Below are 26,867 nucleotides of genomic sequence, written 5' to 3'. Positions count from 1 at the left end.
AGGGAAGCTTAAAGCCTGCACCATGACCAGTCCCGCGCCCGTTTCCGTCAGCATCGACGCCGTCGAGCTGGCCCAAGCCCTGATCCGCCGCCCGTCCGTCACCCCCGCCGACGAGGGCGCGATGGACGTGCTGCAGCGCCAGCTGGAAGGACTGGGCTTCAATTGCCGGCGCATGAAGTTCGGCGAGATCGAGAACCTCTACGCCAAGCGCGGCACGGCGCGGCCCAACCTCTGCTTCGCCGGCCACACCGACGTGGTGCCGGTGGGCGACGACGCGGCCTGGACGGCCGGGCCGTTCGAGGCCGAGATCAAGGACGGGGTGCTGTACGGCCGCGGCGCGGTCGACATGAAGTCGGCCATCGCCGCCTTCGTCGCGGCCGTGGGCAATACGGAGGAGGTTCCCGGCTCGATCAGCTTCCTGATCACCGGCGACGAAGAGGGCGTGGCCGAGGACGGCACGGTCAAGGTGGTCGAGGCCCTGGCCGCCGAGGGCGAGATCATCGACCACTGCATCGTCGGCGAGCCGACCAGCGCCAGCCTGCTGGGCGACATGGTCAAGATCGGCCGGCGCGGCAGCATCAACGCCTGGATCGCGGTGGACGGCCGCCAGGGCCACGTGGCCTATCCGCACCGGGCGGCCAATCCGATCCCGGTGCTGGTCGACATCCTCTCCCGCCTGCAGAGCCGGATGCTGGACGAGGGCTATACCGGCTTCCAGCCGTCGAACCTGGAGATCACCACGGTCGACGTCGGCAACCCGGCGACGAACGTCATTCCGGCCTCGGCGAAGGCCCGGATCAACATCCGCTTCAACCCGACCCACAAGGGCAAGGACCTGGCCGCCTGGATCGAGCACGAGTGCCGCGAGGCGGCCGAGGGCTTCTCCGGCCGGGTCGAGGCGCTGTGCAAGATCAGCGGCGAGGCCTTCCTGACCGAGCCGGGCGCCTTCACCGACGTGATCGTTGGCGCGGTGGGCGACGCCACCGGCCGCGTGCCGGAACTGTCGACCACCGGCGGCACCAGCGACGCCCGCTTCATCCGCGCCATCTGCCCGGTGGTGGAGTTCGGCCTGGTGGGTTCGACCATGCACCAGGTGGACGAGCGCGTGCCGGTCGAGGAAGTCCGCCAGCTGGCGGTGGCCTACACCGCGCTGATCCGGCGGTATTTCGAGGCCTTCGCCTGACCCTTTCCTGTACCCCAAAGGATCGTCATCCCGGAAAGCCCGCAGGGCTTATCCGGGACCCAGGGGGACTGGGCGCAGCGCCTGGGTCTGCTATCGAAGGTGGCCGCCGCATCGTCGCTAGCCCCTGGGTCCCGGCTCTACGCTACGCTTCGGCCGGGATGACGAACTGAGGGGAGGAGGCACGCCCGCCATGAACGAGCTCTCCATCGACGAAGTCCTCGCCGAGGTCGCCGTGCTGGTGAAGCCGCACTTCGGCAAGGGGCGGGTGCCCGACTACATCCCGCAGCTGGCCACCGTGCCGGGGACGAAGTTCGGCATGGCCGTGCGCACGGTGGACGGCGGCGAGCACGTGATCGGCGACGCCGACGAGGGCTTTTCCGTTCAGAGCATCACCAAGGTGCTGAGCCTGGGTCTTGCCTTGAACCGCATCGGCGACGAGGTGTGGACGCGGGTCGGCAAGGAGCCGTCGGGCACGCCGTTCAACCACCTGTCGCAGCTGGAGTCCGAGGGCGGCTTCCCGCGCAATCCGTTCATCAACGCCGGCGCCCTGGCGGTGACCGACATCCTGCTCGACAAGGTGAAGGACCCGGCCGCCCTGGTGCGCGGCTTCGCCGGTTTTCTGGCCGACGGGCCGGTCGAGATCGACGAGGCGGTGGCGGCGTCCGAGCTGGCCAACGCCTGGCAGAACCGGGCGATCGCCAACCTGATGCGCGGCAAGGAGACGATCACCCACGACCCCGAGGCCGTGGTCGCCGCCTATTGCCGCCAGTGCGCCCTGACCATGAGCTGCCGGCAGCTGGCCCGGGCCTTCCTGCCGCTGGCGGCGGGGGGCTTCTCGCCGGTGGTCGAGGAGACGATCTTTCCCGAGCGCCTGACCCGGCGGCTCAATTCCCTGCTGCTGACCTGCGGCATCTACGACAGCGTCGGCAGCTTCGCCTATCGCGTCGGCCTGCCGGCCAAGAGCGGCGTCGGCGGCGGCATCGTGGCGGTCGTGCCGGGCAAGGCGACGGTGGCCGTGTGGTCGCCGGAGCTGGACCGGTTCGGCACCTCGGTGGTGGGGGCGTCGGCGCTGGAGGCCTTCGCGCAGCTGACGAACTGCTCGGTGCTGTAGGGCGGCGCAGACCCCCTCCGGCCCTCCGGGCCACCTCCCTACTCCTCCCCCGTGCAACGGGGGAGGTGGCGCGGTGCGGATACGCGCCGTGACGGAGGGGGCGACCGCTTGCACTGAGCCCAGTCTCGCCCCCTCCACCACTTCGTGGTCCCCCTCCCCCGTTTCACGGGGGAGGAGAAAAGATGCTCCCCCAGAGGGGGAGCTGTCGCGGAGCGACTGAGGGGGTTTTCCAGGCGTTTGACCCAGATCAAGGCGACGCTTCCGCCGCCAGCGCAACGTCAGGGCGACCTTCAACGGAGCCCGCCATGTCGCTCGGTCAGATCGCCTATCTCGGTTTCGTGCTCGCCGGTTTCGGCGTGTTCATCCTGGCGCTCGGTACGGTCTGGATCGCCGAGCGCATGTCGGACCGCAAGCCGGACTGACCTCCCCACCGGAAGCCCCTTCCCTGACTTCCCCGGGGTTTCCGCCCTCGAGGCCGCCCTCACACCGGCCTCTCCCGCAGCCTCCGTCGACTGTCGAGCCGGCGGAGGCCGCGGGTTTCTTCCAAGCCGTCAGTCGCCGTAGCCGACGCCCACCAGATAGAGCCCGTCGGCCGGGGCCACGGGGCCGCATTGCGTGCGGTCCCTGGCCTCCAGGGCGGCCTTGACGTCGCCGGGCTCCCAGCGGCCGGCGCCGACCTCGACCAGGGTGCCGGTCATCGACCGCACCTGGCGGTGCAGGAACGAGCGCGCCTCGAAGTCGAGGTGGATCTCCTCGCCGACCTGACGCACGCGGGCGACGTCCAGCGTCTTCAGCGGCGACTTGGCCTGGCAGTGCATGTCGCGGAAGGTGGTGAAGTCGTGCAGGCCGACCAGGGCTTGCGCAGCCGCGTGCATGGCGTCGGCGTCCAGCGGCTTCTTCATGTGCCAGACCTTGCCCTTATCGAGGGCCGGCGGGGCCCGGCGGTTGAGGATGCGGTAGAGGTAGCGGCGCTCATTGGCCGAAAACCGCGCGTGCCAATCTTCCGGGGCCACCTCGGCGTCGAGGATCGACACCGCCTCGCGCATCAGGTGGGCGTTGAGGGCGTTCATCACCGTCTGGGCCGGCCAGTCGCGCTCGAGGTCGACATGGACGACCTGGCCGGTGGCGTGGACGCCGGTGTCGGTGCGGCCGGCGGCGGCGATGCGTAGCTCCTGGCCGCTGAAGGCCTTCACCGCCGCCTCGATCGCCCCCTGCACGCTGGGCAGGGTCGCCTGGGCCTGGAAGCCGGCATAGGGACGGCCGTCGTACTCGACGAGGAGGCGGTAGCGGGGCATCAGGCCAGGACCGTCCCGGCGGCCAGCGGGAAGCCGCGCAGGAAGACGTCGGCGTCCTGGGCGCCCTTGCCCTCGCGCTGGGCCTTGAGCAGGCGGACGGCGCCCTCACCGCAGGCGATCAGCAGGTCGTCGTCGAGCACGGCGCCGGGCGCGCCTTCAGCGTCGTCCACCGTCGACAGCAGGGCCTTCACGCGGACCAGGCCCTTGTCGGACGGGGCTTCGAACCAGGCGCCGGGGAAGGGCGAGAGGCCGCGGATGTGGCGGTCGACCTCGGCGGCGGGGCGGGTCCAGTCGATGCGGGCCTCGGCCGGCTTGATCTTCCTGGCGTAGGTGACGCCCTCCTCGCTCTGCGGCGTCTCGATCGCCTGGCCGCGCTCGATGGCGCCCAGGGCGACGGGCAGGATGCGGGCGCCGACGGCGGCCAGGCGGTCGTGCAGGCTGGCCACGGTGTCCAGCGCGTCGATGCGTACGCTCTCCGACAGCAGGACGGGGCCTTCGTCGAGGCCCTCGCTCATCCGCATCACCTGGACGCCGGTGACGGGATCGCCGGCCATGATCGCCCGCTGGATCGGGGCCGCGCCGCGCCAGCGGGGCAGCAGGCTGGCGTGCAGGTTGAAGCAGCCCAGCTTCGGCGCCTCCAGCACGGCCTTCACCAGGATCTGGCCGAAGGCGACGACGACGGCGGCGTCGAGGTCGAGCGCCTGGAAGGCCTCGATCTCCTCGGGGGTCTTCATCGAGACCGGGGTGCGCACGGGCAGGCCCAGGCCCTCTGCGAAGGCGTGGACCGGCGAGGGCTTCAGCTCCTGGCCACGGCCGCGCGGGGCGGGCGGCTGGCTGTAGACACAGACGATCTCATGGCCGCTGGCGACCAGTTCGGCCAGGCAGGCGACGGCGAAATCGGGGGTTCCGAGGAAGGCGATGCGCATGGCGGGGGTTTAGCCCCGCAAGGGCTTCGGGGAAAGCGTGCGGCGCCGGGGGCGCCCCTCGGGGACGTACCCGGGGACGTGAGAGTCGGAACCTCGACCGTTCGCGCATCGTTGTTTGCCGGACTCTTTGCAACCACGACCGTTGGAGGAAGACCCATGCGCACCCTCGCCCTGATCGCCGTCTCCGCCCTGGCCCTGTCGGCCGCCGCCTGCTCGGACCAGCACGCCCAGCAGATCAAGGAAGGCGCCGCCGCCGCCGGCCAGGACATCAAGGACGCCGCCAACGAGATCAAGAACGACCCGGACGTCAAGGAAGCCGGCACGGCCCTGAAGGAAAGCACCAAGGAAACCGCCGCCGACCTCAAGGTCGCCGCCGGCGACGCGGTGGACGCCGCCAAGGAAGCCGGCGCCAAGGCCGGCGACAAGGCCCAGGAAGCCGGCAAGGACATCACCCGCGAGAGCAAGGAAGCCGGGACGGCGGCCAAGAAGGAAGTGCACGAGGCGACGAAGTAGGGCCGCCGGCGTGGTGAAGTTATCCACAGGGCTCGCCTCTTTTTTCCTCCCGTCATTCCCGCCCTTGTGGCGGGAAACCCTGGTTCCGTTCGCACGTGAAGCTCAAGCGGCGTGCTGAGCACGCCGCCACGACTGCCCTTGCGGCTGACAGAGGGGTTCCCGCCACAAGGGCGGGAATGACGGGAGAATTGGGGGGCGGGAGAGGTTTATCCCCGTGGTTGGCCGCATCGACCCCAACGAATTCAATACCCTACAAGAAAACGCACGTTTCCTGTCCCCGGCCTCCGGACCGGCCTCATGCTGTTGGTCATGAGCGAACAGACCTCCCGCGCCTGGTGCGCGAAGATCCAGCAGCGGCTGATGGCGGCGATGGATGACCTGTGGACGGCGATGGAGGACGGTTTCGACCGTGAGGCCATGCGCAAGGCGTCGGAAAAGGTGCGGCTGCTGGGCCAGATGGCCGCGACGGTGAGGAAGATCGTCGTGGCCCTGCCGCCCGAACGCGCGGCGCGGCCGGCGGGCGGCTGGCTGTTGGCGCTGGAGCCGGAGACAGCCCCGCCGAGGCCGGAGCGCAAGATCGATGCGCTGAAGGGCGGGGCGCGAGGGCGGCTATGACCAGACCTTCTCCCATAGGGAGAAGGAGGGGCCCGCGCCGCAGGCGTGGGAGGATGAGGGGTTAGGGACTGTGGACGGCGTGCCGGCACGCCGGCTGGCGGCGTACCCCCTCACCCTCCCAGGCTATCGCCTGGGCCCCTCCCTCTCCCTATGGGAGAGGGCCTTCGAGAAGGATACCGGCGTTCTCCGCCGCCCTTGCAAGCGGCGCCGGCGGAACCATATGACGGTCACGGGCGCTGGATTTTCAGACCCGCAACGGACCCGAAACACCATGGCCGCCAAGGCCCTCATTGCTCTCGCCATCGTCGCGGCCATCGCCGTCGGCCTGCTGCTGCCCACCCCGGGCCGCCAGCACAAGGCGCAGGCCAGCCAGTCGCAGATCGAGACGATCGACATCAAGGGCAGCTGATCGGCAGCCTGGGCGACGCCCCTCCCCTTTCTCGTCATCCCGGCCGTAGCGCGCAGCGCGGAGAGCCGGGACCCAGGGGCCGGCGCAAGGCGTCGGCGACCGACAGGGCGGCCAGCCTGACCACGGAGCCCGGTCCCCTGGGTCCCGGGTCTGCGGACCGCTATGCGGTCCTTCGCCCGGGATGACGGCGGAAGGGGAACGCGCTCACGGCCGCCCCTGCTTCTCCAGTTCCTCCACCCGTCCCGCGCAGCCCTTCAGGGTCGCGCCGTCGATCCAGACCTCGGCGGCGTGGCTGAAGGCGCGGTCGGACATGCCGTCGGAGCAGGGCTGGGGCGTCAGGCGGAAGACCAGGCGGTGGCTGGCGGCGCCGGGCTCGGCGGCCGGCTGCTCGGCGTCCCAGACGCCCTGCTCGCCGTCGATGCGCACGCCGGGATTGGGCAGGGTGACCGCGCCGCCTTCCATGCGGTCGAGCAGGAGCCCGCCCTCGCGGATGCGGCCGCTCCAGAACGGCTCGGCGCCCACCAGATCGAAATCGCCGCCATAGTCGGGACCCACGCTCGTCGGGGCGTCGGCCGGCGCGGCGCTGGCGCCCTCGGACTGGCCCATCGGTCCGTCGCCGCACCCCGCCAGAGTCAGGCCCAGAGCCAGGCAAAGAGGGGCGATGACGGTGAAACGCATCATGCGGGCGCTATCCTCGAAGCGGCGGCTCAAGCTAATCTCGCCAGTACGATGAATCACAACGCCGCCCCCGTCTTCTACGAATTCTTCGCTGGCGGCGGCATGGCCCGCATCGGCCTCGGCGAAGGCTGGACCTGCGCCTTCGCCAACGATTTTGACCCGGTGAAGGCCCAGACCTACCGCGCCAACTTCGCCGACGCCGAAGAGCACTTCCACACCGGCGACGTCTTCAAGCTGGAGGCGGCCGACCTGCCCGGGCGGGCGGATCTGGCCTGGGCCTCGAGCCCCTGCCAGGACTTCAGCCTGGCCGGCGCGCGGGCGGGCCTGCACGGCGGGCGCTCGTCGGCCTTCTTCGGCTTCTGGCGACTGATCGAGGCGCTGGAGGACGAGGGCCGCGCCCCGACCACCATCGTCATCGAGAACGTGGTCGGCCTTCTGACCTCGCACCGCGGCGAGGACTTCACGGCCCTGTGCCAGGCCCTGGCCGACCAGGGCTATCACTTCGGGGCGCTGGAGATCGACGCGGCCAGCTTCACACCGCAGTCGCGGCCCCGCGTGTTCGTGGTGGCGACTAGGGCCTCGACGGAGGGCCTGACCGGCCAGGGGCCGTTCCATAGCCGCGCCGTGCGCGAGGCCGCCGCCCGCTTGCCGCAGGCCCTGAAGGACCGCTGGCTGTGGTGGGCCCTGCCCGCCCCGCCGGCCCGCAACACCGACCTTTCCACCGTGCTGGAGCCCGACGACGCCGTCGAATGGCGCGGCGAGGAGGCCACCGCCGCCCTGCTGGACCTGATGGCCCCGGCCCACCGCGCCTCGGTCGACGCCCGGATCGCCAGCGGGGAACGGGCCGTCGGCGGCGTGTTCCGGCGGATGCGCGGCGGCGAACAGCGGGCGGAAGTGCGGTTCGACGGCCTGGCCGGGTGCCTGCGCACCCCGCGCGGCGGCTCCTCGCGGCAGACCCTGCTGGTGATCGACAAGGGCGTGGTGCGCTCGCGACTGGTCACGCCGCGCGAGGGGGCCAGGCTGATGGGCCTGCCCGACAGCTACGCCCTGCCGAAAAGCGCCACGGCCGGCCTGCACGTGATCGGCGACGGCGTGGCGGCCCCGGCCGTGCGCTGGCTGGCCGAACACCTGCTGACTCCGCTCGCGACCAGGAAATCTGCGGCCCTGGCGGCCGAATAGGTCGCTGACAGCCCAAATCCCACGGCCTAAGGTGGAGATCACCAAGGGCCTTATTTCTCAACGCTCCGAGAGACCATCATGGACGACGCTTCCAGCCTGTACGACGCCGCTCGCTTCAAGCGCGCCGGCCGGGGCAAGATCTACGACTCCATCCTCGACACCGTCGGCGACACCCCGATCATCCGCCTGCCGCGCCTGACGGCCGAGCTGAAGCCCAAGGGCGAGGTCGTGGCCAAGCTCGAGTTCTTCAACCCGCTGGCCTCGGTCAAGGACCGCATCGGCGTGGCCATGGTCGAGTATCTGGAAGCCAAGGGCGTGCTGAAGCCGGGCGGCTCGATCGTCGAGCCGACCAGCGGCAACACCGGCATCGCGCTTGCCTTCGTGGCCGCGGCCAAGGGCTACAAGCTGACCCTGGTGATGCCCGAGAGCATGTCGATCGAGCGCCGCAAGATGCTGCTGCTGCTCGGCGCCAAGCTGGAGCTGACCCCGGCCGAGAAGGGCATGCGCGGCGCCGTCGCCCGCGCCCAGGAGATCGTCGAGGCCACCCCCGGCGCGGTGATGCCGCAGCAGTTCGAGAACACCGCCAACCCGCTGATCCACCGGGTTTCGACCGCCGAGGAGATCTGGAACGACACGGCCGGCGCCGTGGACGCCGTGGTCTCGGGCGTCGGCACCGGCGGCACGATCAGCGGCGTCGGCCAGGTGCTGAAGGCCCGCAAGCCGGGCCTGAAGATGGTGGCCGTCGAGCCGGAAGCCTCGGCCGTGCTGTCGGGCGGCCAGCCCGGCCCGCACAAGATCCAGGGCATCGGCGCCGGCTTCGTGCCGGGCATCCTGGATCGCGGCGTGATCGACGACATCGTCCAGGTCAGCAACGACGACGCCTTCGCCATGGCCCGCAAGGCCGCCTCGACCGAAGGCCTGACCGTCGGCATCAGCTCGGGCGCGGCCCTGACCGCCGCCTTCGACCTGGCCCTGCGCGACGAATACGCCGGCAAGCTGATCGTGGCGATCATCCCCAGCTTCGCCGAACGCTACCTGTCGACGGCCCTGTTCGAGGGGCTGTAAGGCCCCTCATGCTCGTCATCCCGGAAAGCCCGCAGGGCTTATCCGGGACCCAGGGGCCGGCGCATTGCGGCTGCCCCTGGGTCCCGGCTCTCCGCTTCGCTGCGGCCGGGATGACGACTGATTTTGGCGCGACGGAGGGCATGCAGCCCCTCCCCCGCGTTCCCTTGCGATGACCACCGACGTCTTCGATCCGGCCAAGCGCTCGGCCGTCATGGCCCGGGTGAAGAGCAAGGGCACCACGCCCGAGCTCGCCCTGCGCCGGCTGCTCACCGCTCTGGGCGCCCGCTACCGCCTGCATCGCAAGGACCTGCCCGGCTCGCCCGACGTGGTGATGCCGGGGCGCAAGCTCGTTTTCTTCGTCCATGGCTGCTTCTGGCACGGACACGACTGCGCGCGGGGCTCGCGCGTGCCCAAGGCCAATCGCGACTACTGGCTGGCCAAGGTGGCCCGCAACAAGGCTCGCGACGCCAGGAACGAGGCGGCGCTGGTCGAGGCCGGCTGGCGGGTCGAGACGATCTGGGAATGCCAGATGAAGAACGAGGCCGCGCTGGTGGGACGGCTCAAGGAAAACCTCTCCCAGACCCAGGCTCACCTCTCCCATGGGGAGAGGGAGGGGCCCGCGCCGTCAGGCGTGGGAGGGTGAGGGGGTACGCCGTTTGCGGTCCCATCTCCCTGCCCTGTCCGGATAGTTTGTAACCCCTCACCCTCCCATGCTCCGCATGGGCCCCTCCCTCTCCCTATGGGAGAGGGGTCTAAGCCGCCACGGTCCGCGCGGGGATGACCGGCAGCACCTCGACGAGGGCGGCGTGCAGCTGGGCCGGGTCGATGGGCTTGGCGACGTGGGCGTTCATGCCGGCGGCGCGGCAGGCCTCCCAGTCCTTGGGGGTGGAGGAGGCGGTGACCGCGATCACCGGCACGCCGCGATTGAGACCCGGCTCGGCGCGCAGCACGCGGGTGGTCTCGCGACCGCCCAGGCCCGGCATGTAGACGTCCATCAGCACCGCGTCGAACACGGCCGACGCCAGGATCTCCAGCGCCTGCTCGCCGGACTCGGCCAGGACGGGCGTGACGCCGAAGGTCTGCAGCACCAGCTCGACCGCGCGGCGGTTGACCACGTGGTCGTCGACCACCAGCACCCGCGCCCCGGCGATCGAGGCGACGTCGTCGGCGGCGGCCGGGGCCTGGGCCTCGTCGAGCCGCAGGGTGAAGCGCATGGTCGCCCCATGGCCCAGCCCGTCGCTGGCGGCCGACAGGTCGCCGCCCATCAGCCGCGCCAGCTCGCGGCTGATCACCAGGCCCAGGCCCGAGCCGCCGTGCAGCCGCATGACCTCGGCGTTCAACTGGTCGAACGGTGTGAACATGCGCGGCATGACCTCGGGCTCGATGCCCCGGCCCGTGTCGGTGACGGCGATCTCCAGGGTCCAGCCCTCGCCCTGGCGATGGGCGGCCAGGGCCACGGTGACGCCGCCCTGCTCGGTGAACTTGATGGCGTTGGACAGCAGGTTGTTGAGCACCTGGCGCAGGCGCAGGCTGTCGCCAGACACCCAGCGCGGCAGGCCCACGGCGCCCTCGACCCGCAGCTTCAGCCCCTTCTTCTGGGCTTCGGGACGCCACAGGCGCAGGGTGTCGGCCAGGGCCTGGCGCAGGTTGTAGGGCGCGCGCTCCACCGCCATACGGCCGGCTTCCAGGCGCGAAAAGTCCAGCAGGTCGTTGAGCAGGGTGCGCATCATCGCACCGGCGTCGGAAATCAGCTGGGCGTGGACCTTGGAGGAGGCTTCCGGCACCTCGCTGTGCAGGCGCGCGGCGCCGGCCAGTATGGCGCTGATCGGGGTGCGCAGCTCGTGGCTGATCATGGCCACGAAGGCGCTCTTGGCGGCGACGGCTTCTTCGGCCTCGTGGCGGCGGCGCTCGGCCTCGGCCTTGGCGGCCTCCTCGGCCTTGAGGGCGGCCTCCAGCGTGCGGGCGGCCACGGCGACCGAGAAGATCAGCAGCAGCACCCCGAACCACAGGGCGTTGGCCAGGGGCGCGTCGGGATTGGCCGCCCGGCCGATGAACGGCACGATCAGCAGGTAGACGATGTGCGGCGCGGCGGCCGCCAGGGTGGCCGACCTCAGGCTGACATTGACGACGATGACGTTGAGCAGGGCGCCGGCCAGCAGCATGCCGCCCAGGGTGGGGGCGAAGCGCTGGTTCGAGGCGAACAGCGGCAGGGCCAGGGCCCCGAAGATGATCGAGGTGACCGCCGGCATGATCGCCAGGGCCCAGCGCCGCCAGCCGGCCAGGGCGCGCTCGGGCGCTTCCTTCAGCGCCTGGAACAGCCACAGTTCGAACAGCTGGGCGATCGCGTAGGCGGCCGCCCACAGCCACACCCAGCGCAGGCCGATATAGACGTGCAGTATGGCGGCCATCGAGATGGTGGCGGTCAGGCGCAGATAGATGTTGCCCCGCCGCGCCGCGGCGGCGCGGACGATCGCCGCCTGCCTGTCTTTGACGCCTAGGGCCTTGTCGCCTACGGCCGTGGAGCTCATCGCGCGGCCCCCGCTGGCCCTGGTGATCGCCATTTTTCGCCCAAACCCTGGGCGCCCAAACCCTGGGCGAAAGACCTCCAAGAGGCCGTGAAAGAACACTATTCTTTCAATGGCACAGCCAAAGCGCGCTTGCGAGGGCGCGGCGCGACCGGCGGCCGATTTGTCGCACCTGGCGTTGGAAAAGGGGTCAGGCCGGGCGGTCCAGCAGCCGGTCCAGCACCTCTTGCGCCAGGCCCTCGACCTCGATGCGCTTGAGGCGGGCGGTCGCGCCCGAGGCCACCCGCACGGCCGAGCGCGGCGCGGACAGCCGCTTGGCCAGCAGGGCGACGAGGGCGGCGTTGGCCTCGCCCTCGACCGGCGGGGCGCTGACCCGGACTTTCAGATAGGGACGGCCGTCGGCGTCGGCCGCCCAGCCGTCGATCGCGTCGCGCCCGCCGCGCGGCGTCAGGCGCACGGCGAGAACCGCGACTGGGACGGCGACGGGGACGGCCACGGGGGCCTTCTGGCTCAGCCGAGCAGGCTCAGCAGCATGTTGCGCAGCGGATAGAGCAGGAACGACTGCACGCCGACGATGATCAGGAACAGGATGATCGGGGTGATGTCGACGCCGCCCAGCGGGGGGATCACCCGGCGCAGCGGCGCCAGCAGCGGCGCGGTCACCGCGTCGAGGAAGCGGCTGATCGAATAGACCGCGCGGTTGCGCAGGTTGATGACGTCGAAAGCCACCAGCCAGCTGATGATCGCGCTGATGATCACCGCCCACTTGAGCAGGTTCAGCAGCGAGCCGAGGATGAAGAAGACGAACAGGATCAGGTTGGCCATGGGCGTTCCGCGAAAGGTCGCCCGCTTCTTGCCCGCCCCCGTCCCCGCTGGCAAGGCCGCGCTGTTTCCGGCTCCCCCCAGAGCTTCCGCGCGAACCCGCGCAACTGCCGCTTGACGGACGCCGCCGGCCACCGTATCTCCGCGCTTCCTTGGGGCCGTAGCTCAGATGGTAGAGCGCCTCGTTCGCAATGAGGAGGTCAGGGGTTCGATTCCCCTCGGCTCCACCAAGGACCTTCCCCCTCTTGTCCGCAAGGCGTTCGCGCTTTCGCCGCCAGCGACATCCCTCGATCTGTCCTGAGAAGATTTTTCCGCCTTCGCGTGGGTCAGGGCGCCGTCTGTTGACGCCTTGAAGCCCATGGCGCTGGCCGACCCGATGGGCGGCGCTGCGCGGGCGCGCCGGGCCTTTCCCCGCCGCCAGACAGACCATCTCCATGGCCTGGATCCTGGCGCGGGCGCATGCCCGAAGCCTTGGCGCCGCCCGCAAGCGCGACCAATCCCCGATCGATGGGCGAAATCCCGAACACCCGCACAGCATGAGCAACCTAAACGGCGCCTGCCGCCGTGGCGGAACGCCGTCAACCTCTGCCGCCTTTGCCAGCACAGCCACATCAAGACACGCCAGGCGGGATTACCGCTTCAGTTGCGATTGGCCAAACCGCTCCCGCGCCCTATAAAGCCACCGCAAAGGTTGTTCAGCCGGGGGGCTCGAATGCTTTATAATGTCCAGGCCATGCGACTGATTTCGTCGCTTCTGATCGTCCTCGTACATTCCGAGGTCGTCACGGCGTCAGCCGGACTGTCCGACAGCGCGGAGTCCTTCCTGCGGTTCGGAACGGACCTGTTCCTGGTCTGCAGCGCCTTCCTGACCGCGTTCGTCATGTCGCGGTCGACGAAGACCCCCGAGCAATTCATCGTCGATCGCACGGCGCGGGTCGTGCCGCTCTACTGGCTGATGACGGCCGCCGTCGCCGCGCTCGCGCTGGTGAAGCCCGATCTGTTCAAATCGACCGTGGCCAACGCCGAGACCATCCTGAAATCGCTCTTCTTCGTGCCCTACCTGAAGGGCAGCGGAAAGATTCAGCCGATCGTCTTCGTGGCGTGGACGCTCAACTACATCATGCTGTTCGCCGCCATCTACTTCGCCGCCATGAAGCTGGCCGGACGCGACCGCGCGCCGCTCGCCGCCGCCGGGATGCTGCTGGCCCTGGTCGCGGGCGGCCTGGTCACGCCCGACGGATGGGCGCCCTGGGACTTCTACACCTCCCCCATCCTCCTGGATCTCGTCTGGGGCCTGGCGGCGTTTCTGATCCTGAAAAAGGTCGATCGCGTGGGAACCGCCGCCCTGGCCGCCCTGGCCGTGATCGCCGCCGCCTTGCTGATCGCCCGCCCGCTGTTCTGGGATTTCGAGATCCTGTGGCGCTCGATCGGCAACGGCGCGCCGTGCGCCGCACTGCTGCTGGCGGCGATCTGGCTCGAAAGGTCAGGGACGCGCCTGTTCTCGCCCAAGCTCAACATCTTCGCCGAAGCGACGTTCGCCGTGTACCTGACCCACTATTTTGTCTCCCAGGTCGCGAACAAGCTGTTCGCGCGCGCCGGCGATGTCCACGTCCTGGTGGGCTGGCTGGGCGTCGGCGCGGTTCTGGGCGTGTCGATGGCCGTCGGGCTGGTGATGTATCTCTATGTCGAGCGACCGCTGACGGCGCGCGTGAACACCTGGCTGGCGAGCTACCGACACCGGCTGGCTCCGGCGACGGCCTAGGGCGCGGACCCCGTGAAAGGCCGCCGCCACCAACCGCGGCAAAGAGTCGCCCTATAGGCGACTCAAGCTTGACGATCGCACCATCGCTCTCTTTATACGGTACTGGACAACAAAATCCCGGGGGGGATTATGTGGATTATCGCGCCAGCCGCCTTGGCGACTGCAACTTCCGTCATCGCCTCGAACCTGCCGGGGCTGCCGGCCTGGCTCGCATTTGTCTGCGCGCTCGGCCTGGCCACGCTCAAGGCGTTGAAGTGGGCCTTTTCCCAGCCGCCTCCCGGCTGTGAGCACCTGACCCAAGGCGAGTGCGACGACTGCTGGCATGCGCGGCAGTGGTAGGCGGCGGCAGGGCGACGCCACGACCCGGCTCGGCCGAGGGGGTCAGGCCGTCGCATGCACTCTCCCCGCCAACCCATGAAGCACCCTTGAAGGCACGATGGCGACGCCTCCTCGCGCCTCGCGGCTGTGCTCGCGCGAGCGCTCCACCTTGGGCGCCGCGACCTTGCGTCGCGGCTTAAACGGCTGGGAATAAAGGGTTTCTGAGCCTTGGGCCGCGATGCTGGCCGCCACTTCATCAAGCGGCGGCAGAATGCGGACCCTGATTATCGGAACGGCCCTGACGGCCGGCCTGGCCTGTTTTGGCCAGGCGCAGGCGCGGGCGGCGGAAGCCTCCGGGGCGCTGGATCTCTCCTTCGGCTACAAGGCCGACCTGGCGGCGACGGTCGACGGCGGCGCGGCCCGGCGCGGGCGGGTGCTCGACAACCTGACGATCGGGGCCGACCTGGACCTGGAGAAGGCGGTCGGCTGGACGGGCGCGCGGGCCCACGCCCTGGTGCTGAACAACACCGGCGGCGCGCCGGGCGACGACTCCGGCTCGATCCAGGGCGTCGACAACATCGAGGTCTCGCGCCACCGGCTGCGGCTGTACGAGGCCTGGGTCGAGCAGGACCTGGCCGGCGGCAAGGGCTCGGTGCGGGCCGGCCTCTATGACCTCAACAGCGAATTCTACGCCAACGACAGCGCCGGCCTGCTGATCGCGCCGGCCTTCGGCATCGGCTCGGAGCTGGCGGCGACGGGGCCGAACGGGCCGTCGATCTTTCCCTCCACGAGTCTCGCGGTGCGCCTGGCCTGGACGCCGTCGGAGCATGTCTATGCGCAGGCGGCGGTGCTCAACGCCCATGCGGGCGTGCTGGGCGATCCGGGCGGAATCGACTTCCACATGGACGACGGCGCCCTGCTGATCGCCGAGGGCGGCTGGACGGGCGCCGGAAAGGTGGCCTTCGGGGCCTGGCGCTACACCCGCAAGCAGGACGACATCCGCGAGCTGGGGCCGACGGGCGATCCGGCCAAGCGCAAGGCCCAGGGGGCCTATGTGCTGCTGGAGCGGGCCTTGACCGGGGCCGACGGCGAGGACGCCGTGCGCCGCACGACGGCCTTCGCGCGCCTGGGCGTCTCGGACGGCGACACCACCCCGTTCCAGGGCGGCTGGCAGGCCGGGATCAAGGTCGACCGGGTGTTTGCCAGCCGGCCGGACAGCGCCTTCTCGATCGGCGTCAATCAGGCCTATCTGACCCAGAAGCACCGGGCCAACGCCGCCGACGAGGGCCAGGACCTGGGCGATACGGAGTCGGCGATCGAGGTCACCTATGCCGACACCGTCGGCCCGCTGACCCTGCAGCCGGACCTGCAGTACGTGATCCGTCCCGGCGGCGACCGGGCGGTGAAGAACGCCGTGGTGGCGATCCTGCGGATGGGGGTGGAGTTCTAGGAGTTGCCCCCTCTTCCATAGGGAGAGGGAGGGGCCCGCCGCGAAGCGGTGGGAGGGTGAGGGGTAACAAACCTTCCGAACAAGGCGCGAGCCTACCCAACCCCGCCTCCCTAGGCCTCGTGCCTAGGGTCCAGGGTTCAGCCGCTCAGATCTCGGAGGCCGCGCGGCCACGCTGGCGGCGCCCCGTCCGAAGAGGGCGAGCCCGGCTCGGCCATGGGTCCTCGCCACAAGGGCGAGGAAGGCGAGAAATGGATGAGCCGTCGAGAATACCGTCCTTTTTGGCAATCCGGCCGCTGCGATCGAGGCCTTTCCGACCGACGGTGTACCCTCTCACCCTCCCACGCCTTCGGCGCGGGCCCCTCCCTCTCTCCATGAGAGAGGGGTTCAAGGGTCGCCCTGACCTGCTAAGGCTGGCGGCATGGCCAAGCTCGACGATGCATATGATCCGTTGACCCCCGTGCCGGCCGAGCGCCGGGTGTTCGGGACGCGGGACGCCTTTTCGCTGTGGTTCAGCCTGGGGATCGGCCTGCTGGTGCTGCAGGCCGGCGCGTTCCTGGTGCCTGGGCTCAGCCTGCCGATGGCGCTGGCGGCGATCGTCGTCGGCTCGGTGCTGGGCGCGCTGCTGCTGGCGGCGGCCGGGGTGGTCGGGGCCGACACCGGGCTGTCGTCGATGGGCGCGCTGCGGCTGACCCTGGGCCGGCGCGGGGCGGCGGTTCCGGCGGTGCTGAACGCCGTGCAGCTGGCCGGCTGGGGCGCGTTCGAGATCATCGCCATGCGCGACGCCGCCGACGCCCTGGCCAAGCAGAACTTCGGCGTCTCCAATCCGCTCGCCTGGACCCTGCTGTTCGGGGTGCTGGCCACGGCCCTGGCGGTGCTGGGGCCGGTGTCGTTCGTGCGGCGGTTCCTGCGGGCCTGGGGCCTGTGGCTGCTGCTGGGCGGGGCCGGCTGGCTGACCTGGCGGCTGCTGGCCCAGCACGACCTGGCCGCCCTGATGGCCAGGGCCGGGACGGGCGAGACCAGCTTCGGCGCCGGGGTCGACCTGGTGGCGGCCATGCCGCTGTCGTGGCTGCCGCTGATCGCCGACTACACCCGCTTTGGCCGCACCCCGGGCGGCATGTTCCGGGGCAGCGTCGCCGGCTATGTGCTGGCCAACATCTGGTTCATGGGGCTGGGCGCGGCCTACGCCCTGGCGGCGGGCAGCGAGGGGCTGCTGCTGAGCGCCCTGGCCGCTGCCGGCGGCGGGATCGCCCTGCTGCTGATCATCATCGACGAGACCGACAACGCCTTCGCCGACCTGCACTCGGCCGCGGTCTCGACCGCCACCCTGGTTCCGGTGCGGCCGGCGCGGCTGGCGCTGGCCTTCGGCGCGGTCTGCACCCTGGCGGCCCTGCTGGCGCCGATGGGCCAATACGAGGGCTTCCTGCTGCTGATCGGCTCGGTGTTCGCGCCGCTGTTCGGGGTGCTGCTGGCCGACCACTTCATCGTGCGTCGCCGCAAGACCGAAGGGGCGGCGAGCGGGGCGGTGAGCATTTCGGGCCTTGCGGCCTGGGCGATCGGCATCGCGGCCTATCAGGCGGTGAGCCGTCTGGCGCCGGAGGTCGGGGCGACCCTGCCGGCCGTGGTGGCGGCAGGCGTGGCCTATGTGGGGCTGCGGCGGGTGGTGAAGGGCTGACTCCTCGCACCTCTTTTCCCGTCATTCCCGCCCTTGTGGCGGGAAGCCCTGGTTCCGCCGACGCGTGAGACGCAAGCGACGTGCTGAGCACGTCGCCCCATCCGCCCTTGCGGCTGAAAGAGGGTTTCCCGCCACAAGGGCGGGAATGACGGGCGTTTTAAGAGAGCTACTTTTTCTTCTTCGCCGTGTTCAGCTCCACCGCCGCGCGGATCAGGGCCTTGAAGGCGGCGGCGTCGATGCTCTCGCCCTCGCGGATGTCGATGGCGCGGCGGGTGTTGCCGTCGAGACTGGAGTTGAACAGGCCGGCGGGGTCGGGCAGCGAGGCCCCCTTGGCGAAGGTCAGCTTGATGTAGGCCTTGTAGGTCTCGCCGGTGCAGAGGATGCCGGCGTGCGACCAGACGGGCGTGCCGCGCCACTTCACCTCTTCTAGCACTTGCGGATCGGCCTCGTGGATCAGGGCGCGCATGCGGGCCAGGGCCTCGCCGCGCCAGTCGGCGAGGCCGGCGATGCGGTCGTCGATATATTTGGCGGCGTCCTCGACGGTGTCGGTCATGGCGTTTCCTCGTTCGTTTCTCAGAGCCGCTCGCCGGGCAGGGCGGCGGCTTGCTTGATCCAGGCGGTGAGCAGGGCCTCGTCGAGGGGCTCGTCCTCGTGGATGTGGAAATAGCGGGTGTCGCCACTCTTGGACGGTTCGGGCGGGACGGGGTCGAGCGCCTGGCCCCGGAAGAAGGCGACCTTCACGTAGCGGGCGAAGACGTGGAAGCTGAGGAACCAGCTCTTCTCCTCATCCGGCGCGCCGTAGAACGGCGAGTTCCACTTCACGGCCTTGCGCACGCCGGGGACGGCGGCGGTGATCAGGGCGTCCAGGCGCGCGCCGACGGCGCTCTTCCAGCCGGGCATGGCGGCGACATAGGCCTGGATCGGGGCCTCGCCGTCGCCCTTGGCGATCTGGGGATTGCCGCCGGAGAGCAGCTTGGGGGTTTGCGCCATCATGTTCTCCCTGCCCCATTCTTCGTCGTCCCGGGCGAAGGCGCAAAGCGCCGCAGACCCGGGACGACGAGCTAGGAACGCACGAACAGCACCCTTCCCTCAATCCTTCCCCAGCACCGCTTCCAGCTTCTCCAGGAAGCCTTTCCAGCCGGCGTGGGCGCCGCCGTAGGCCTGTTTCTGGTCGGGGCGGAAGCCGGACTGCTCCATGCGCAGGTGCGTGCCCGCCGCGGTGGGGGTGAGGGTGAAGGTGACCACGCTGGTCAGGGCGTAGGCCGGGTCGGGGTGGGCGTGGTTCCAGGTGTAGGAGAGGCTGCTCGGGGGATCGACCTCCAGCACCTCGCAGTCCAGCACCCCGCCCCACTCGCCGCGCAGGCTGAAGCGGTGACCGACCACGGGGGCGAAGTCGGACTTCATCAGCCACTCCTCGATCAGGTGCGGCTGGGTCAGGGCGCGCCACAGCTTGTCGGCCGGGAACGGCAGGTCGCGCTCGACGACGACGGAGCGCAGGTCGGCGGTCTGGTCGATCATTGGTCCATCCTGTTCAAAAGGTCCTCCAGCCGGTCGAAGCGGCTCTCCCAGAAACCGGCCATGCGGCGGGTCCAGTCGACCAGTGGCGACAGGGCCTCGAGCCGGGCGCTGTAGTGGGTCTGGCGGCCGGCGTGGCGGTCGGTGACCAGGCCGGCCTGCTTGAGCACGGCCAGGTGCTTGGACACCGCCGGCTGCGAGACGCCGGCCTCGCGCGTCAGCGCCCCCACCGTCTGCTCGCCCTCGCGGCACAGCCGCTCGAACAGCGCCCGGCGGGTGGGGTCGGCGAGGGTGCGGAAGAGGTCGTCGGGGGCGGGGGTCATGCCTGAGCCTGGGAGCAATCGATAACCGGTTGGCTATGGGTTATTGATAACTACGGAGTTATGGATGAGTCAAGCAGGCATGAAAAACGCCCCCTCCGGCGAGAGGGGGCGCTCTAGATGCTCCCCCTTTGGGGGAGCTGTCGCGAAGCGACTGAGGGGGCTTGCGCGGCATAGGCCGGCGCTACCCCCTCCGGCCCTCTGGGCCACCTCCCCCAGAGGGGGAGGATTTGTCTTGCCGGATCAGGCGCTCGGCCGCGGCCCGGCCAGGCTGGTGTAGAACTCCGGCCGGCGGTCGCGGAAGAAGCCCCAGGCGGCGCGGTGGGTGGTGAGGAAGTCGAGGTCGAAGCTGGCCTGGACCAGGCCCTCGTCGGCGCGGCCGAGTTCGCTGACCAGGTCGCCGCGATGGTCGGCGATGAACGACGAGCCGTAGAAGGTCTGGCCGCCGTTGGGATAGCCGTCCCAGGGCTCGAAGCCGATGCGGTTGGCGCCGACCACGGGGATCACGTTGCTGACCGCGTGGCCCTGCATGGCCCGCCGCCAGGGCAGGGCCGTGTCGAGGCTGGCGTCATGCGGCTCGCTGCCGATGGCGGTGGGGTAGAACAGGGCCTCGGCGCCCATCAGGGCCATGGCGCGGGCGGCCTCGGGGTACCACTGGTCCCAGCAGATGCCGACGCCCAGGCGGCCAAAGCGCGTGTCCCAGACCTTGAAGCCCGTGTCGCCCGGCCGGAAGTAGTACTTCTCCATGTAGCCGGGGCCGTCGGGGATGTGGCTCTTGCGGTAGACGCCCAGCAGGGAGCCGTCCGCATCAGCCATCACCAGGCTGTTGAAGTAGTGCGGGCCCTCGCGCTCGAAGATCGAGATCGGGATGACCACGCCCAGCTCGCCGGCCAGGGGGGCGATGGCCTTGACCACCGGGTGCTCGCGCCACGGGTGCGCCTCGGCGAACCAGCGCTCCTCCTGGGCGACGCAGAAGTACGGGCCCTGGAACAGCTCCGACGGCAGGATGACCTGCGCGCCCTTGGACGCGGCCTCGCGGATGAAGGCTTCCGTCTTCTTGATGTTGGCGTCCAGGTCCATACCGTAGGAGGTCTGGATGGCGGCGACGCTGAGCGTGCGGGGCATGCGGACTTACTCCTCGGGTTCTTGCTGGCTGATGCAGTGGAACGAGCCGCCGCCCGTCAGGATCGCGGTCGAGGCCAGGCCGATGACCTGGCGCTCGGGGAACAGGCCCTTGATCACCTCGACGGCGAAGGCGCCGGATTCCTCGGCATAGATCGGCACGATCACCGCCTCGTTGGCGATCAGGAAGTTCATGTGCGAGGCCGGGATCGGCTCGCCGTCCTCGTCGAGGATCCGGCCCGGCGAGGGGATGCGCACGACCTGCAGCGGCGAGCCGCGGCTGTCGGTCATGGTGGCCAGCAGGCGGGCGGTCTCGGCATAGACCTCGGCGTTGGGATCGTCGGCGCCGAAGGCCATCGGGCAGGCGACGACGCCCGGGGCGACGAAGCGGGCCAGGTTGTCGACGTGGCCGTCGGTGTGGTCGTTGAGCAAACCGTCGCCCAGCCACAGCACCTTCTTGGCGCCGAGCGCGGCGGCCAGGGCCGAGGTGGCGGAGGCTTCGTCCCAGCCTTCGTTGCGGTTTTCGTTCAGCACGCACTGGCGGGTGGTCAGCACGGTGCCGAGGCCATCGTGGTCGACGGCGCCGCCTTCGAGGATGAAGTCGTTGCGGACCAGCGGCGCGCCCGAGGCGGCGGCGATCTGCTCGGCGACGATGTCGTCGCCCTCCAGGTCGTACTTGCCGCCCCAGCCGTTGAACTTGAACCCGGCGGCCGAAGCGCCGTCACCGCCGGCGGTGAAGATCGGGCCGGTGTCGCGCAGCCAGATGTCGCCGAACTGGCCGCGGACGATCTCGACGGTGGTGTCGGAGAGCAGGGCTTTCGCCGCTTCCTCGGCCTCGTCGCCGACGACCATCAGGCGCACGCGCTCGCCGCCCGGGCCGGCCAGGGCGCGGGCGAGGTCGGCGACCTCCTGCTGGGCCTGCTCGAGGTCTTCCTGCCAGAGCTCGCCATGGCTGGGGAAACCCAGCCACATGGCGCGGTGCGGAGCCCACTCGGCGGGAACGGTGAGGGTCATTTTCGAAAGCCTGGTCAACGAGAGGGGGCGCAGATGGCCCCTGGGGGTCGAAGGGTCAAGCGCGCCTTCTAGCAAATTGGTGCGACAAAAGAAAAAGGGCGGCTCCGAAGAGCCGCCCTTCCCCGTCTTGCGAAGCTTGCGGAGGCTTAGAAGCCGGCGCGGAGCGTCAGGGTCACCGTGCGCGGGGCGCCGATGCTGGCGAACGAGCGGCTGTAGCCGGGCGCGCCCGGGGTCGCACTCGTCTGGGTGCCGAGGTTGCCGTAGTAGTGCTTGTCGAACACGTTGATCACGTTCAGCTGGATGTTCGAGTTCTTGTAACCGAAGCGCTCCAGCTCGAAGCGCACGTCCAGGTCCGTCGTGATGTAGGACGGAACCTTCAGGTCGTTGACGTCGGTGACCCAACGCTCGCCGACGTACTTGGTCTGGGCGCCCAGGGTCAGGCCCTCGAGGACTTCCCATTCCATGCGGTTCGAGAAGGTGACGTGCGGGGTCTCGACCAGTTCCTTGCCCTTGGTGGCGGCGAAGGTGGTCGAGCTGATGGCGATGTTATCCTGCACTTCGCTGTCGTTGTACGAGAACGAGAAGTAGGCCGCCAGGTAGTCCACCGGCTTGTAGCCGAGCGAGGCGTCGAAGCCGTACTGCTTCACCTTGCCGACGTTGCGGTCGATGTTGATGCCCAGGTCCTGATCGTACGAGCTGACGATCCGGTTTTCGAACTGGGTCGCCCAGGCGCTGGCCGAGGCGATGATCGCGCCGCTCTGATAGCGGTAGCCGCCTTCGAAGGTGGTGCTGGTCTCGGGCTGCACGCCGGTGGTGACGACGGCCCCGTTCGCCGCGCGCACCACGGTGTAGAGGTTGTCGGTACGCGGCAGCGAGGTCGATTCAGCGTAGCTGCCGTAGATCGAGCTGGCGTCGCCGAAGCGATAGCTGAGGCCGACGTTCGGCAGAACGTCATCGTACTTCAGCGTGCGCGAGTACGGCGCGATGAACTGCGTCGTACCGGTCGAAGCGAAGGTCACGTTGCCGTTCGCCAGCGGGGTGCTGGGCGTTTCGGTGGTGCAGCGCACGGTGCTCGAACCGTTCTGCGAGTAGCAGAACTGGTTCAGCTCGCGCTTGAAGAACGGCGCGCGCAGGCCGACGCTGAGGTTCAGGTTGTCTTCCAGGAACTTGCCCCGGTACTCGACGCTGACCTGGTTCAGGGTGGCGATCGAGAAACGGTCGCGAGCGCGCATGAAGCTCTTGCCGTCGGCGGTGTAGATCTTGTCGCCGTGGCCGTCCTTACCGCCGAACCAGCTCTGGTAGGTCGGGGTGCCGTCGAAGTCGATGTAGCCGTATTCGCCGGTCTGGCGGTGACGGCCGTAGTCGAGGGTGTAGCCGACGCGGAAGGCGTTGTTGTCGTTCAGCTTCCAGATCAGCGAGGTGAGCAGGCCGTAACGACGGGTGTTGGTGTTGCTCGGGTTCATGACCCGCACCGTGTCGTTGGTGTCGCCGTCGCCGTTCAGGTCGACGCCGTTGGCGCTGGTGCCCTTCAGCTGGGCGTTGGTTTCCGACAGCAGGGTGTTCTGCGTGCCGCCGTTGGCCAGGGTGTACTGGAACGACGGGTCGACCGTCAGGGTCAGGCCGTTGGCGATGGTGAACTTCGACTGGCCACGGATGTTGCCGGTGTTCGACGGGTTGACCCGCAGACCCCAGTAGTTGGAGTTGGCGGCGTTATCGACGCCGGCCGAGGTGATCGGCACGTAGTCGTTGTTGAAGTCGACTTCCCAGCCCGAAACAGAGGTCTGGTTCGGGGCGTCGGTGCCGTCCGGCAGCTTGCCCGTGGCGGTGCGCAGGTTCGGACCGTTGTAGGCGTTGTTGCGGTTGACGTTGTAGTGCACCGCGAGGCTGATGAAGTCGGTGCCGTCGCCGATCGGCTGATAGATCTTGGCGTTGACCTGGCGCTTGTAGATCTCGCCGCTGCCCTTGAACTTGTCGTAGCGCTGGTACGAGGCTTCAGCCCACATGCGGGTGCCCCACGGACCCACTTCGCCGCTTTCGACGAAGGCCGCGTAGCGCTTGTAGTCGAAGCTGCCGATGCTGGCCTGGACCCAGGCGCCGGCTTCCTTCGACGGCGTCAGGGTCGAGATGCCGATGGTGCCGCCGGTGCTGGCCGCGGTCGGGCTGTCGACGTCGGTCGAGCCGGTGTTGACCGAGGCGCTGCCGATGATTTCGGAGTCCGGCAGCTGGTTGGTGTAGGTCGCGTAGTTGCCGGTGTCGTTCAGCGGCATGCCGTCGAAGGTCAGGGCGACGCGGTTGCCGTCGAAGCCGTGCAGACGGATGTTGCCGCCCGACGAGCCGTACGGGTCGCTGTTGGTGAAGTTCAGGCCCGGCACCAGGATGTTCAGCGACTGGATGACGGTCTGACCGGGAACCTGGGTCTGCAGGAATTCCTGCGACACCGTGGTGCGGGTCTTGGCGACCGTCTCGGCGGTGATCATGCCATCGACCGTCTTCGGACGGGTGCTGGCGGTAACGACGATCGAGTCCAGTTCGGTCGAGGCGGTCGACTGGGCCATCGCGGCCGTCGCCGCCAGCAGGCTGCCGACCAGCGCGGTCGACGCCAGACAGGCGATTTTTTTCGTGTTCATTCCAATGATCCCCTCATTCTTTGACGCTAGTTCGGAAAAACGAGCATCGAACCGCATCGTTTGGGCGGTGTAGCGAAACATTTAGAAGGTTTGGTGACGGAAAGGCCACGATGGCCCAGAATCTGCCACATCGATCAGTCGCTTGCGGAACAATTGGTCAGATTTCCCTTACTTCGCTAAGAAGCGCGTCATGACCGCGTCCCCCTACGCCGCCGAAGATTCCGCAGCCCGCGCGTGGCGCCTGACCCTGATCGGCGTCGCCCTGCTGACGATCGTCCGGGTACTGGCGATTTTTTCGACGCCGCTGGAGCTGTACCCCGACGAGGCGCAGTACTGGCTTTGGTCGCGGACCCTGGATTTCGGCTACTATTCCAAGCCGCCGATGATCGCCTGGGTGATCTGGCTGACCACGACGATCGGCGGCGACACGGAGGGCTGGCTGCGGCTGGGCGGGCCGCTGCTGCACGGCGCCACCGCGCTGATCGTCCACCGCATCGCCCGGCGCCTGTACGGCGGCTGGACCGGCCTGGCGGCCGCCGGCGTCTACGCCCTGATGCCGGGCGTGCAGCTGTCGTCGGGCGTGATCGGCACCGACGCGCCGCTGCTGTTCTTCCTGGCCCTGACCATCTGGGCCTATGTCTCGCTGCCCGTGGCCAAGACCCCGCGCGAGCGCCTGCTGACCGCCGCCGGCCTGGGCGCGGCCCTGGGCCTGGCGTTCCTGTCGAAGTACGCGGCGATCTACGTGCTCTTCAGCATCGGCGCGCACCTGGCCCTGTCACGCGACGCCCGCAAGGCCTGGACCTGGCCGATGGGCCTGGCCTTCTTCGGCGTGCTGATCGCCGTCTTCGCGCCCAACCTGATCTGGAACGCCGCCCACAAGTTCGCCACGGTCGAGCACACGGCCGCCAACGCCAACTGGGGCGCCAAGTCGCTGTTCAATCCGCGCGAGCTCGTGGAGTTCGTCGGCTCGCAGTTCGGGGTGTTCGGCCCCCTGCCCTTCGGCGTGCTGCTGGGCGGCGGGATCGTGCTGGCGGTGAAGAAGCGCCTGCAGGCCGCCGACGTGCTGCTGCTGTGCTTTGTTCTGCCGCCGCTGCTGACCGTGGCCGGCCAGGCCTTCGTCAGCCGCGCCAACGCCAACTGGGCGGCCGCCGCCTATGTCGCCGGCTCGGTGCTGGTCGCCGGCTGGATGGTGCGCTGGAGCGCCAAGCGCTGGCTGGCCGGGGGCCTGGCCCTGCAGGCCGCGTTCGCCGCCCTGTTCCTGGCCTGCCTGATCAGCCCGCGCCTGGCCGACGGCATTGGTCTCGCCAACAGCTTCAAGCGGGTGCGCGGCTGGGACCAGACGGTGCAGGCGATCATCAACCGCGCCCGCGAGGAGCAGGCCGGGCAGCGCCTGACCTCGGTGGCCGTCGACGACCGTTTCCTGTTCAACGTGGCCGCCTATTACGGACGCGACTACTGGGGCACGGTCAGCGCCCCGCCGCTGCGCATCTGGGTGCACGAGGCCCATCCGCAGAACCAGGCCGAGACCGAGGCCCCGATGACCAAGGCCTATGGCGAGCGCACGCTGATCGCCAGCCTGGAGGGGGTCTACAAGGCCAAGATCGAGCAGGACTTCAAGGCGACCTCGGACGACGAGATCGTCCGTGTGCGGCTCGACCGCAAGCGCGTGCGACGGACGGACCTGTTCATCGCCGAGGGCTTCGCACCGGTGGCCCGCGACCCGAAGACGGGGCTGCCGCCGGACCCGGAGAAGGGTGGGTCTACGGCGCGGTGAGGCTTCACGGGCGTGGATCGATAAACCCGTAACCCCCCCGCGAAAGCGGGGGCCCAGGTGTTTTATCGTCGAGCGCCGTGGGTGGCGGAAAAAGCCTGGGTCCCCGCTTTCGCGGGGATCTTACGGAAGGGGTGGGCGCTCTAGACGGCCACCGCCTCTTGCAGCGCCTTGGCCACGGCCTCGGCCTTGGGTCCGAGCACCAGATGCACCACCGGCCCATCGAGCCGCACGAGCGCCCGCACGCCGGCGGCCTTGAGCGCCGCTTCGTCGAGCTTGGACGGATCGGCCAGTTCCAGGCGCAGGCGGCTGGAGCAGGCGCTGACAGCGGCGATGTTGGCCACGCCACCGAGACCCGGCAGCAGGGCCTGGGCGATCTTTGGATCGGCCGCCTGGACCGGCGCAGCGGCCACGACGGCCGGAGCCTGTACCCCCGCGCCCGCCGCCTGGCGGATCTCGCCGGCGACGGTGTCGGCGATGGGGCCCAGCACCACCTGCAAGGCCTTGTCGGAGGGTTTGACGATCCCGCGCGCGCCCAGAGCCTTGAGGCGAGGCTCGTCGACAGCCTTCTGGTCGGCCACGATCAGGCGCAGGCGGGTGGTGCAGGCGTCGACGCTGACGAGGTTGGCGGAACCGCCCAGGGCCATAACGAAGTCGGCGCCGCGGCCGCCGGCGCTGGGGGCCGGGGCGGCATTGAGCAGCGCGGCTTCCTCCTCCGGCTCGCGGCCCGGGGTCTTCAGGTCGAATTTGACGATGAAGAACCGGAAGAGGCCGTAATAGACGGCGAAATACACCGCCCCGATCGGCAGCAGGAAGAGCGGGTGCGTGGCCTTGCCGAAGTTGAGGATGTAGTCGAACAGGCCCGCCGAGAAGGTGAAGCCCAGCTTCACGTCCAAGAGGTTCATCAGCGCCATGGAGACGCCGGTCAGGATGGCGTGCACGGCGTAGAGCGCCGGGGCCAGGAACATGAAGCTG

General features: G+C 69.5%; 26 protein-coding genes, 1 tRNA gene and 2 pseudogenes. 13 read left to right on the top strand and 16 right to left on the bottom strand.

Annotated features, from left to right (window positions below; translation table 11 throughout):
- The first annotated feature begins 22 nt into the window (after positions 1–22).
- Both dapE and AC2YHT_RS21345 read left to right on the top strand, forming a co-directional pair.
- On the top strand, positions 23–1,183 hold the full coding sequence (dapE, locus tag AC2YHT_RS21350) for a succinyl-diaminopimelate desuccinylase (protein ID WP_487291943.1): 1,161 nt from the start codon (positions 23–25) through the stop codon (positions 1,181–1,183).
- A 190-nt stretch (positions 1,184–1,373) separates the two neighbouring features.
- Entirely contained in the window at positions 1,374–2,294 is a 921-nt protein-coding gene (locus tag AC2YHT_RS21345; protein WP_110121080.1) for a glutaminase, read from the top strand.
- A 22-nt stretch (positions 2,295–2,316) separates the two neighbouring features.
- On the opposite strand, the pseudogene AC2YHT_RS21340 reads toward AC2YHT_RS21345, so the two are convergent.
- From AC2YHT_RS21340 to fmt, 3 genes and pseudogenes are all read right to left on the bottom strand, one after another.
- Positions 2,317–2,397 (bottom strand): annotated as a pseudogene (locus AC2YHT_RS21340) (hypothetical protein); the annotation flags it as partial.
- Between the two features lie 448 nt (positions 2,398–2,845).
- Positions 2,846–3,589, bottom strand: coding sequence for a tRNA pseudouridine(38-40) synthase TruA (gene truA / locus AC2YHT_RS21335; protein WP_487291896.1), 744 nt, complete (start codon positions 3,587–3,589; stop codon positions 2,846–2,848).
- Positions 3,589–4,515 (bottom strand): methionyl-tRNA formyltransferase, encoded by a 927-nt coding sequence (gene fmt / locus AC2YHT_RS21330; protein ID WP_487291895.1) that lies wholly within the window; start codon positions 4,513–4,515, stop codon positions 3,589–3,591. The genes truA and fmt overlap by 1 nt, the downstream gene beginning before the upstream one ends.
- 156 nt (positions 4,516–4,671) lie before the next feature.
- Here fmt and AC2YHT_RS21325 point away from each other — a divergent pair, with 156 nt between their 5' ends.
- From AC2YHT_RS21325 to AC2YHT_RS21315, 3 genes are all read left to right on the top strand, one after another.
- Positions 4,672–5,028 carry a cell surface protein gene (locus tag AC2YHT_RS21325; protein ID WP_110121077.1) on the top strand — a complete coding sequence of 119 codons (357 nt, stop codon included), beginning with the start codon at positions 4,672–4,674 and terminating at the stop codon, positions 5,026–5,028.
- 297 nt (positions 5,029–5,325) lie between these two features.
- The gene (locus tag AC2YHT_RS21320) at positions 5,326–5,643 is read left to right on the top strand and encodes a hypothetical protein (RefSeq protein ID WP_487291894.1); all 318 of its coding nucleotides are present in this window, start codon (positions 5,326–5,328) and stop codon (positions 5,641–5,643) included.
- Positions 5,644–5,863: 220 nt separating this feature from the next.
- The gene (locus AC2YHT_RS21315; protein ID WP_487291893.1) at positions 5,864–6,052 is read left to right on the top strand and encodes a hypothetical protein; all 189 of its coding nucleotides are present in this window, start codon (positions 5,864–5,866) and stop codon (positions 6,050–6,052) included.
- Between the two features lie 204 nt (positions 6,053–6,256).
- Here AC2YHT_RS21315 and AC2YHT_RS21310 read toward each other — a convergent pair whose 3' ends face one another.
- Complete coding sequence (locus tag AC2YHT_RS21310; protein WP_487291892.1) at positions 6,257–6,733, bottom strand: COG3650 family protein; 477 nt, start codon at positions 6,731–6,733, stop codon at positions 6,257–6,259.
- Between the two features lie 48 nt (positions 6,734–6,781).
- Here AC2YHT_RS21310 and AC2YHT_RS21305 point away from each other — a divergent pair, with 48 nt between their 5' ends.
- Together AC2YHT_RS21305 and cysK are read left to right on the top strand one after the other, a co-directional pair.
- Complete coding sequence (locus AC2YHT_RS21305) at positions 6,782–7,909, top strand: DNA cytosine methyltransferase (RefSeq protein ID WP_487291891.1); 1,128 nt, start codon at positions 6,782–6,784, stop codon at positions 7,907–7,909.
- Positions 7,910–7,987: 78 nt separating this feature from the next.
- On the top strand, positions 7,988–8,974 hold the full coding sequence (cysK, locus tag AC2YHT_RS21300; RefSeq protein WP_110117705.1) for a cysteine synthase A: 987 nt from the start codon (positions 7,988–7,990) through the stop codon (positions 8,972–8,974).
- A 41-nt stretch (positions 8,975–9,015) separates the two neighbouring features.
- Here the strand turns inward: cysK and AC2YHT_RS21295 are convergent.
- A pseudogene (locus AC2YHT_RS21295) lies at positions 9,016–9,120 on the bottom strand (hypothetical protein); the annotation flags it as partial.
- A 23-nt stretch (positions 9,121–9,143) separates the two neighbouring features.
- Here AC2YHT_RS21295 and AC2YHT_RS21290 point away from each other — a divergent pair.
- Positions 9,144–9,617, top strand: coding sequence for a very short patch repair endonuclease (locus tag AC2YHT_RS21290; protein ID WP_487291890.1), 474 nt, complete (start codon positions 9,144–9,146; stop codon positions 9,615–9,617).
- Positions 9,618–9,726: 109 nt separating this feature from the next.
- On the opposite strand, the gene AC2YHT_RS21285 is transcribed toward AC2YHT_RS21290, so the two are convergent.
- The 3 genes from AC2YHT_RS21285 to AC2YHT_RS21275 form a co-directional block, all read right to left on the bottom strand.
- Positions 9,727–11,502, bottom strand: coding sequence for an ATP-binding protein (locus AC2YHT_RS21285; protein WP_487291889.1), 1,776 nt, complete (start codon positions 11,500–11,502; stop codon positions 9,727–9,729).
- A gap of 187 nt (positions 11,503–11,689) precedes the next feature.
- Entirely contained in the window at positions 11,690–11,995 is a 306-nt protein-coding gene (locus tag AC2YHT_RS21280; RefSeq protein WP_487291888.1) for a DUF167 family protein, read from the bottom strand.
- A gap of 14 nt (positions 11,996–12,009) precedes the next feature.
- Positions 12,010–12,324: a YggT family protein gene (locus AC2YHT_RS21275; RefSeq protein WP_487291887.1), complete on the bottom strand. Its 315-nt coding sequence runs from the start codon at positions 12,322–12,324 to the stop codon at positions 12,010–12,012.
- 151 nt (positions 12,325–12,475) lie between these two features.
- Here AC2YHT_RS21275 and AC2YHT_RS21270 point away from each other — a divergent pair.
- The 4 genes from AC2YHT_RS21270 to cytX all read left to right on the top strand — a co-directional run bounded on the left by AC2YHT_RS21270 (position 12,476) and on the right by cytX (position 17,523).
- A tRNA-Ala gene (locus AC2YHT_RS21270) sits at positions 12,476–12,551 on the top strand.
- A 128-nt stretch (positions 12,552–12,679) separates the two neighbouring features.
- Positions 12,680–14,083: an acyltransferase family protein gene (locus AC2YHT_RS21265; RefSeq protein ID WP_487291886.1), complete on the top strand. Its 1,404-nt coding sequence runs from the start codon at positions 12,680–12,682 to the stop codon at positions 14,081–14,083.
- 589 nt (positions 14,084–14,672) lie between these two features.
- A complete protein-coding gene (locus AC2YHT_RS21260) occupies positions 14,673–15,851 on the top strand; it encodes a carbohydrate porin (RefSeq protein WP_487291885.1) in 1,179 nt (392 codons plus the stop codon).
- 418 nt (positions 15,852–16,269) lie between these two features.
- Positions 16,270–17,523, top strand: a complete 1,254-nt coding sequence (gene cytX, locus AC2YHT_RS21255; protein WP_487291884.1) for a putative hydroxymethylpyrimidine transporter CytX — start codon at positions 16,270–16,272, stop codon at positions 17,521–17,523.
- A 166-nt stretch (positions 17,524–17,689) separates the two neighbouring features.
- Here cytX and AC2YHT_RS21250 read toward each other — a convergent pair whose 3' ends face one another.
- The 7 genes from AC2YHT_RS21250 to AC2YHT_RS21220 form a co-directional block, all read right to left on the bottom strand.
- Positions 17,690–18,076 (bottom strand): DUF1801 domain-containing protein, encoded by a 387-nt coding sequence (locus AC2YHT_RS21250; RefSeq protein WP_487291883.1) that lies wholly within the window; start codon positions 18,074–18,076, stop codon positions 17,690–17,692.
- Positions 18,077–18,096: 20 nt separating this feature from the next.
- A complete protein-coding gene (locus AC2YHT_RS21245) occupies positions 18,097–18,513 on the bottom strand; it encodes a DUF1801 domain-containing protein (RefSeq protein WP_487291882.1) in 417 nt (138 codons plus the stop codon).
- A gap of 99 nt (positions 18,514–18,612) precedes the next feature.
- The gene (locus AC2YHT_RS21240) at positions 18,613–19,041 is read right to left on the bottom strand and encodes an SRPBCC family protein (RefSeq protein ID WP_487291881.1); all 429 of its coding nucleotides are present in this window, start codon (positions 19,039–19,041) and stop codon (positions 18,613–18,615) included.
- Entirely contained in the window at positions 19,038–19,361 is a 324-nt protein-coding gene (locus tag AC2YHT_RS21235; RefSeq protein WP_110121592.1) for an ArsR/SmtB family transcription factor, read from the bottom strand. Before AC2YHT_RS21235 ends, AC2YHT_RS21240 begins: the two co-directional genes overlap by 4 nt.
- Positions 19,362–19,601: 240 nt before the next feature.
- Entirely contained in the window at positions 19,602–20,483 is an 882-nt protein-coding gene (gene aguB / locus AC2YHT_RS21230; protein ID WP_487291880.1) for an N-carbamoylputrescine amidase, read from the bottom strand.
- A 6-nt stretch (positions 20,484–20,489) separates the two neighbouring features.
- Positions 20,490–21,494 (bottom strand): agmatine deiminase family protein, encoded by a 1,005-nt coding sequence (locus tag AC2YHT_RS21225; RefSeq protein ID WP_487291879.1) that lies wholly within the window; start codon positions 21,492–21,494, stop codon positions 20,490–20,492.
- Between the two features lie 146 nt (positions 21,495–21,640).
- Positions 21,641–24,121, bottom strand: a complete 2,481-nt coding sequence (locus tag AC2YHT_RS21220; RefSeq protein WP_487291878.1) for a TonB-dependent receptor — start codon at positions 24,119–24,121, stop codon at positions 21,641–21,643.
- 190 nt (positions 24,122–24,311) lie between these two features.
- Here AC2YHT_RS21220 and AC2YHT_RS21215 point away from each other — a divergent pair, with 190 nt between their 5' ends.
- Complete coding sequence (locus AC2YHT_RS21215; protein ID WP_487291877.1) at positions 24,312–25,895, top strand: ArnT family glycosyltransferase; 1,584 nt, start codon at positions 24,312–24,314, stop codon at positions 25,893–25,895.
- 140 nt (positions 25,896–26,035) lie between these two features.
- On the opposite strand, the gene AC2YHT_RS21210 is transcribed toward AC2YHT_RS21215, so the two are convergent.
- The coding region (locus AC2YHT_RS21210) for a PTS sugar transporter subunit IIBC (RefSeq protein WP_487291876.1) at positions 26,036–26,867 on the bottom strand (832 nt) is incomplete at its 5' end.

This window comes from Caulobacter sp. SRI_008 (assembly GCF_057586355.1).
Note: the sequence above shows the minus strand (reverse complement) of the source record. Positions and strands in the feature narration are given on the sequence as shown.

Bases quoted from the DNA above. Each gene is read 5' to 3' on its own strand.
- dapE (WP_487291943.1), top strand. From the start codon at position 23: ATGACCAGTCCCGCGCCCGTTTCCGTCAGCATCGACGCCGTCGAGCTG.
- AC2YHT_RS21345 (WP_110121080.1), top strand. From the start codon at position 1,374: ATGAACGAGCTCTCCATCGACGAAGTCCTCGCCGAGGTCGCCGTGCTG.
- truA (WP_487291896.1), bottom strand. From the start codon at position 3,589: ATGCCCCGCTACCGCCTCCTCGTCGAGTACGACGGCCGTCCCTATGCC.
- fmt (WP_487291895.1), bottom strand. From the start codon at position 4,515: ATGCGCATCGCCTTCCTCGGAACCCCCGATTTCGCCGTCGCCTGCCTG.
- AC2YHT_RS21325 (WP_110121077.1), top strand. From the start codon at position 4,672: ATGCGCACCCTCGCCCTGATCGCCGTCTCCGCCCTGGCCCTGTCGGCC.
- AC2YHT_RS21320 (WP_487291894.1), top strand. From the start codon at position 5,326: ATGCTGTTGGTCATGAGCGAACAGACCTCCCGCGCCTGGTGCGCGAAG.
- AC2YHT_RS21315 (WP_487291893.1), top strand. From the start codon at position 5,864: ATGACGGTCACGGGCGCTGGATTTTCAGACCCGCAACGGACCCGAAAC.
- AC2YHT_RS21310 (WP_487291892.1), bottom strand. From the start codon at position 6,733: ATGATGCGTTTCACCGTCATCGCCCCTCTTTGCCTGGCTCTGGGCCTG.
- AC2YHT_RS21305 (WP_487291891.1), top strand. From the start codon at position 6,782: ATGAATCACAACGCCGCCCCCGTCTTCTACGAATTCTTCGCTGGCGGC.
- cysK (WP_110117705.1), top strand. From the start codon at position 7,988: ATGGACGACGCTTCCAGCCTGTACGACGCCGCTCGCTTCAAGCGCGCC.
- AC2YHT_RS21290 (WP_487291890.1), top strand. From the start codon at position 9,144: ATGACCACCGACGTCTTCGATCCGGCCAAGCGCTCGGCCGTCATGGCC.
- AC2YHT_RS21285 (WP_487291889.1), bottom strand. From the start codon at position 11,502: ATGAGCTCCACGGCCGTAGGCGACAAGGCCCTAGGCGTCAAAGACAGG.
- AC2YHT_RS21275 (WP_487291887.1), bottom strand. From the start codon at position 12,324: ATGGCCAACCTGATCCTGTTCGTCTTCTTCATCCTCGGCTCGCTGCTG.
- AC2YHT_RS21265 (WP_487291886.1), top strand. From the start codon at position 12,680: ATGGCGCTGGCCGACCCGATGGGCGGCGCTGCGCGGGCGCGCCGGGCC.
- AC2YHT_RS21260 (WP_487291885.1), top strand. From the start codon at position 14,673: ATGCGGACCCTGATTATCGGAACGGCCCTGACGGCCGGCCTGGCCTGT.
- cytX (WP_487291884.1), top strand. From the start codon at position 16,270: ATGGCCAAGCTCGACGATGCATATGATCCGTTGACCCCCGTGCCGGCC.
- AC2YHT_RS21250 (WP_487291883.1), bottom strand. From the start codon at position 18,076: ATGACCGACACCGTCGAGGACGCCGCCAAATATATCGACGACCGCATC.
- AC2YHT_RS21245 (WP_487291882.1), bottom strand. From the start codon at position 18,513: ATGGCGCAAACCCCCAAGCTGCTCTCCGGCGGCAATCCCCAGATCGCC.
- AC2YHT_RS21240 (WP_487291881.1), bottom strand. From the start codon at position 19,041: ATGATCGACCAGACCGCCGACCTGCGCTCCGTCGTCGTCGAGCGCGAC.
- AC2YHT_RS21235 (WP_110121592.1), bottom strand. From the start codon at position 19,361: ATGACCCCCGCCCCCGACGACCTCTTCCGCACCCTCGCCGACCCCACC.
- aguB (WP_487291880.1), bottom strand. From the start codon at position 20,483: ATGCCCCGCACGCTCAGCGTCGCCGCCATCCAGACCTCCTACGGTATG.
- AC2YHT_RS21225 (WP_487291879.1), bottom strand. From the start codon at position 21,494: ATGACCCTCACCGTTCCCGCCGAGTGGGCTCCGCACCGCGCCATGTGG.
- AC2YHT_RS21220 (WP_487291878.1), bottom strand. From the start codon at position 24,121: ATGAACACGAAAAAAATCGCCTGTCTGGCGTCGACCGCGCTGGTCGGC.
- AC2YHT_RS21215 (WP_487291877.1), top strand. From the start codon at position 24,312: ATGACCGCGTCCCCCTACGCCGCCGAAGATTCCGCAGCCCGCGCGTGG.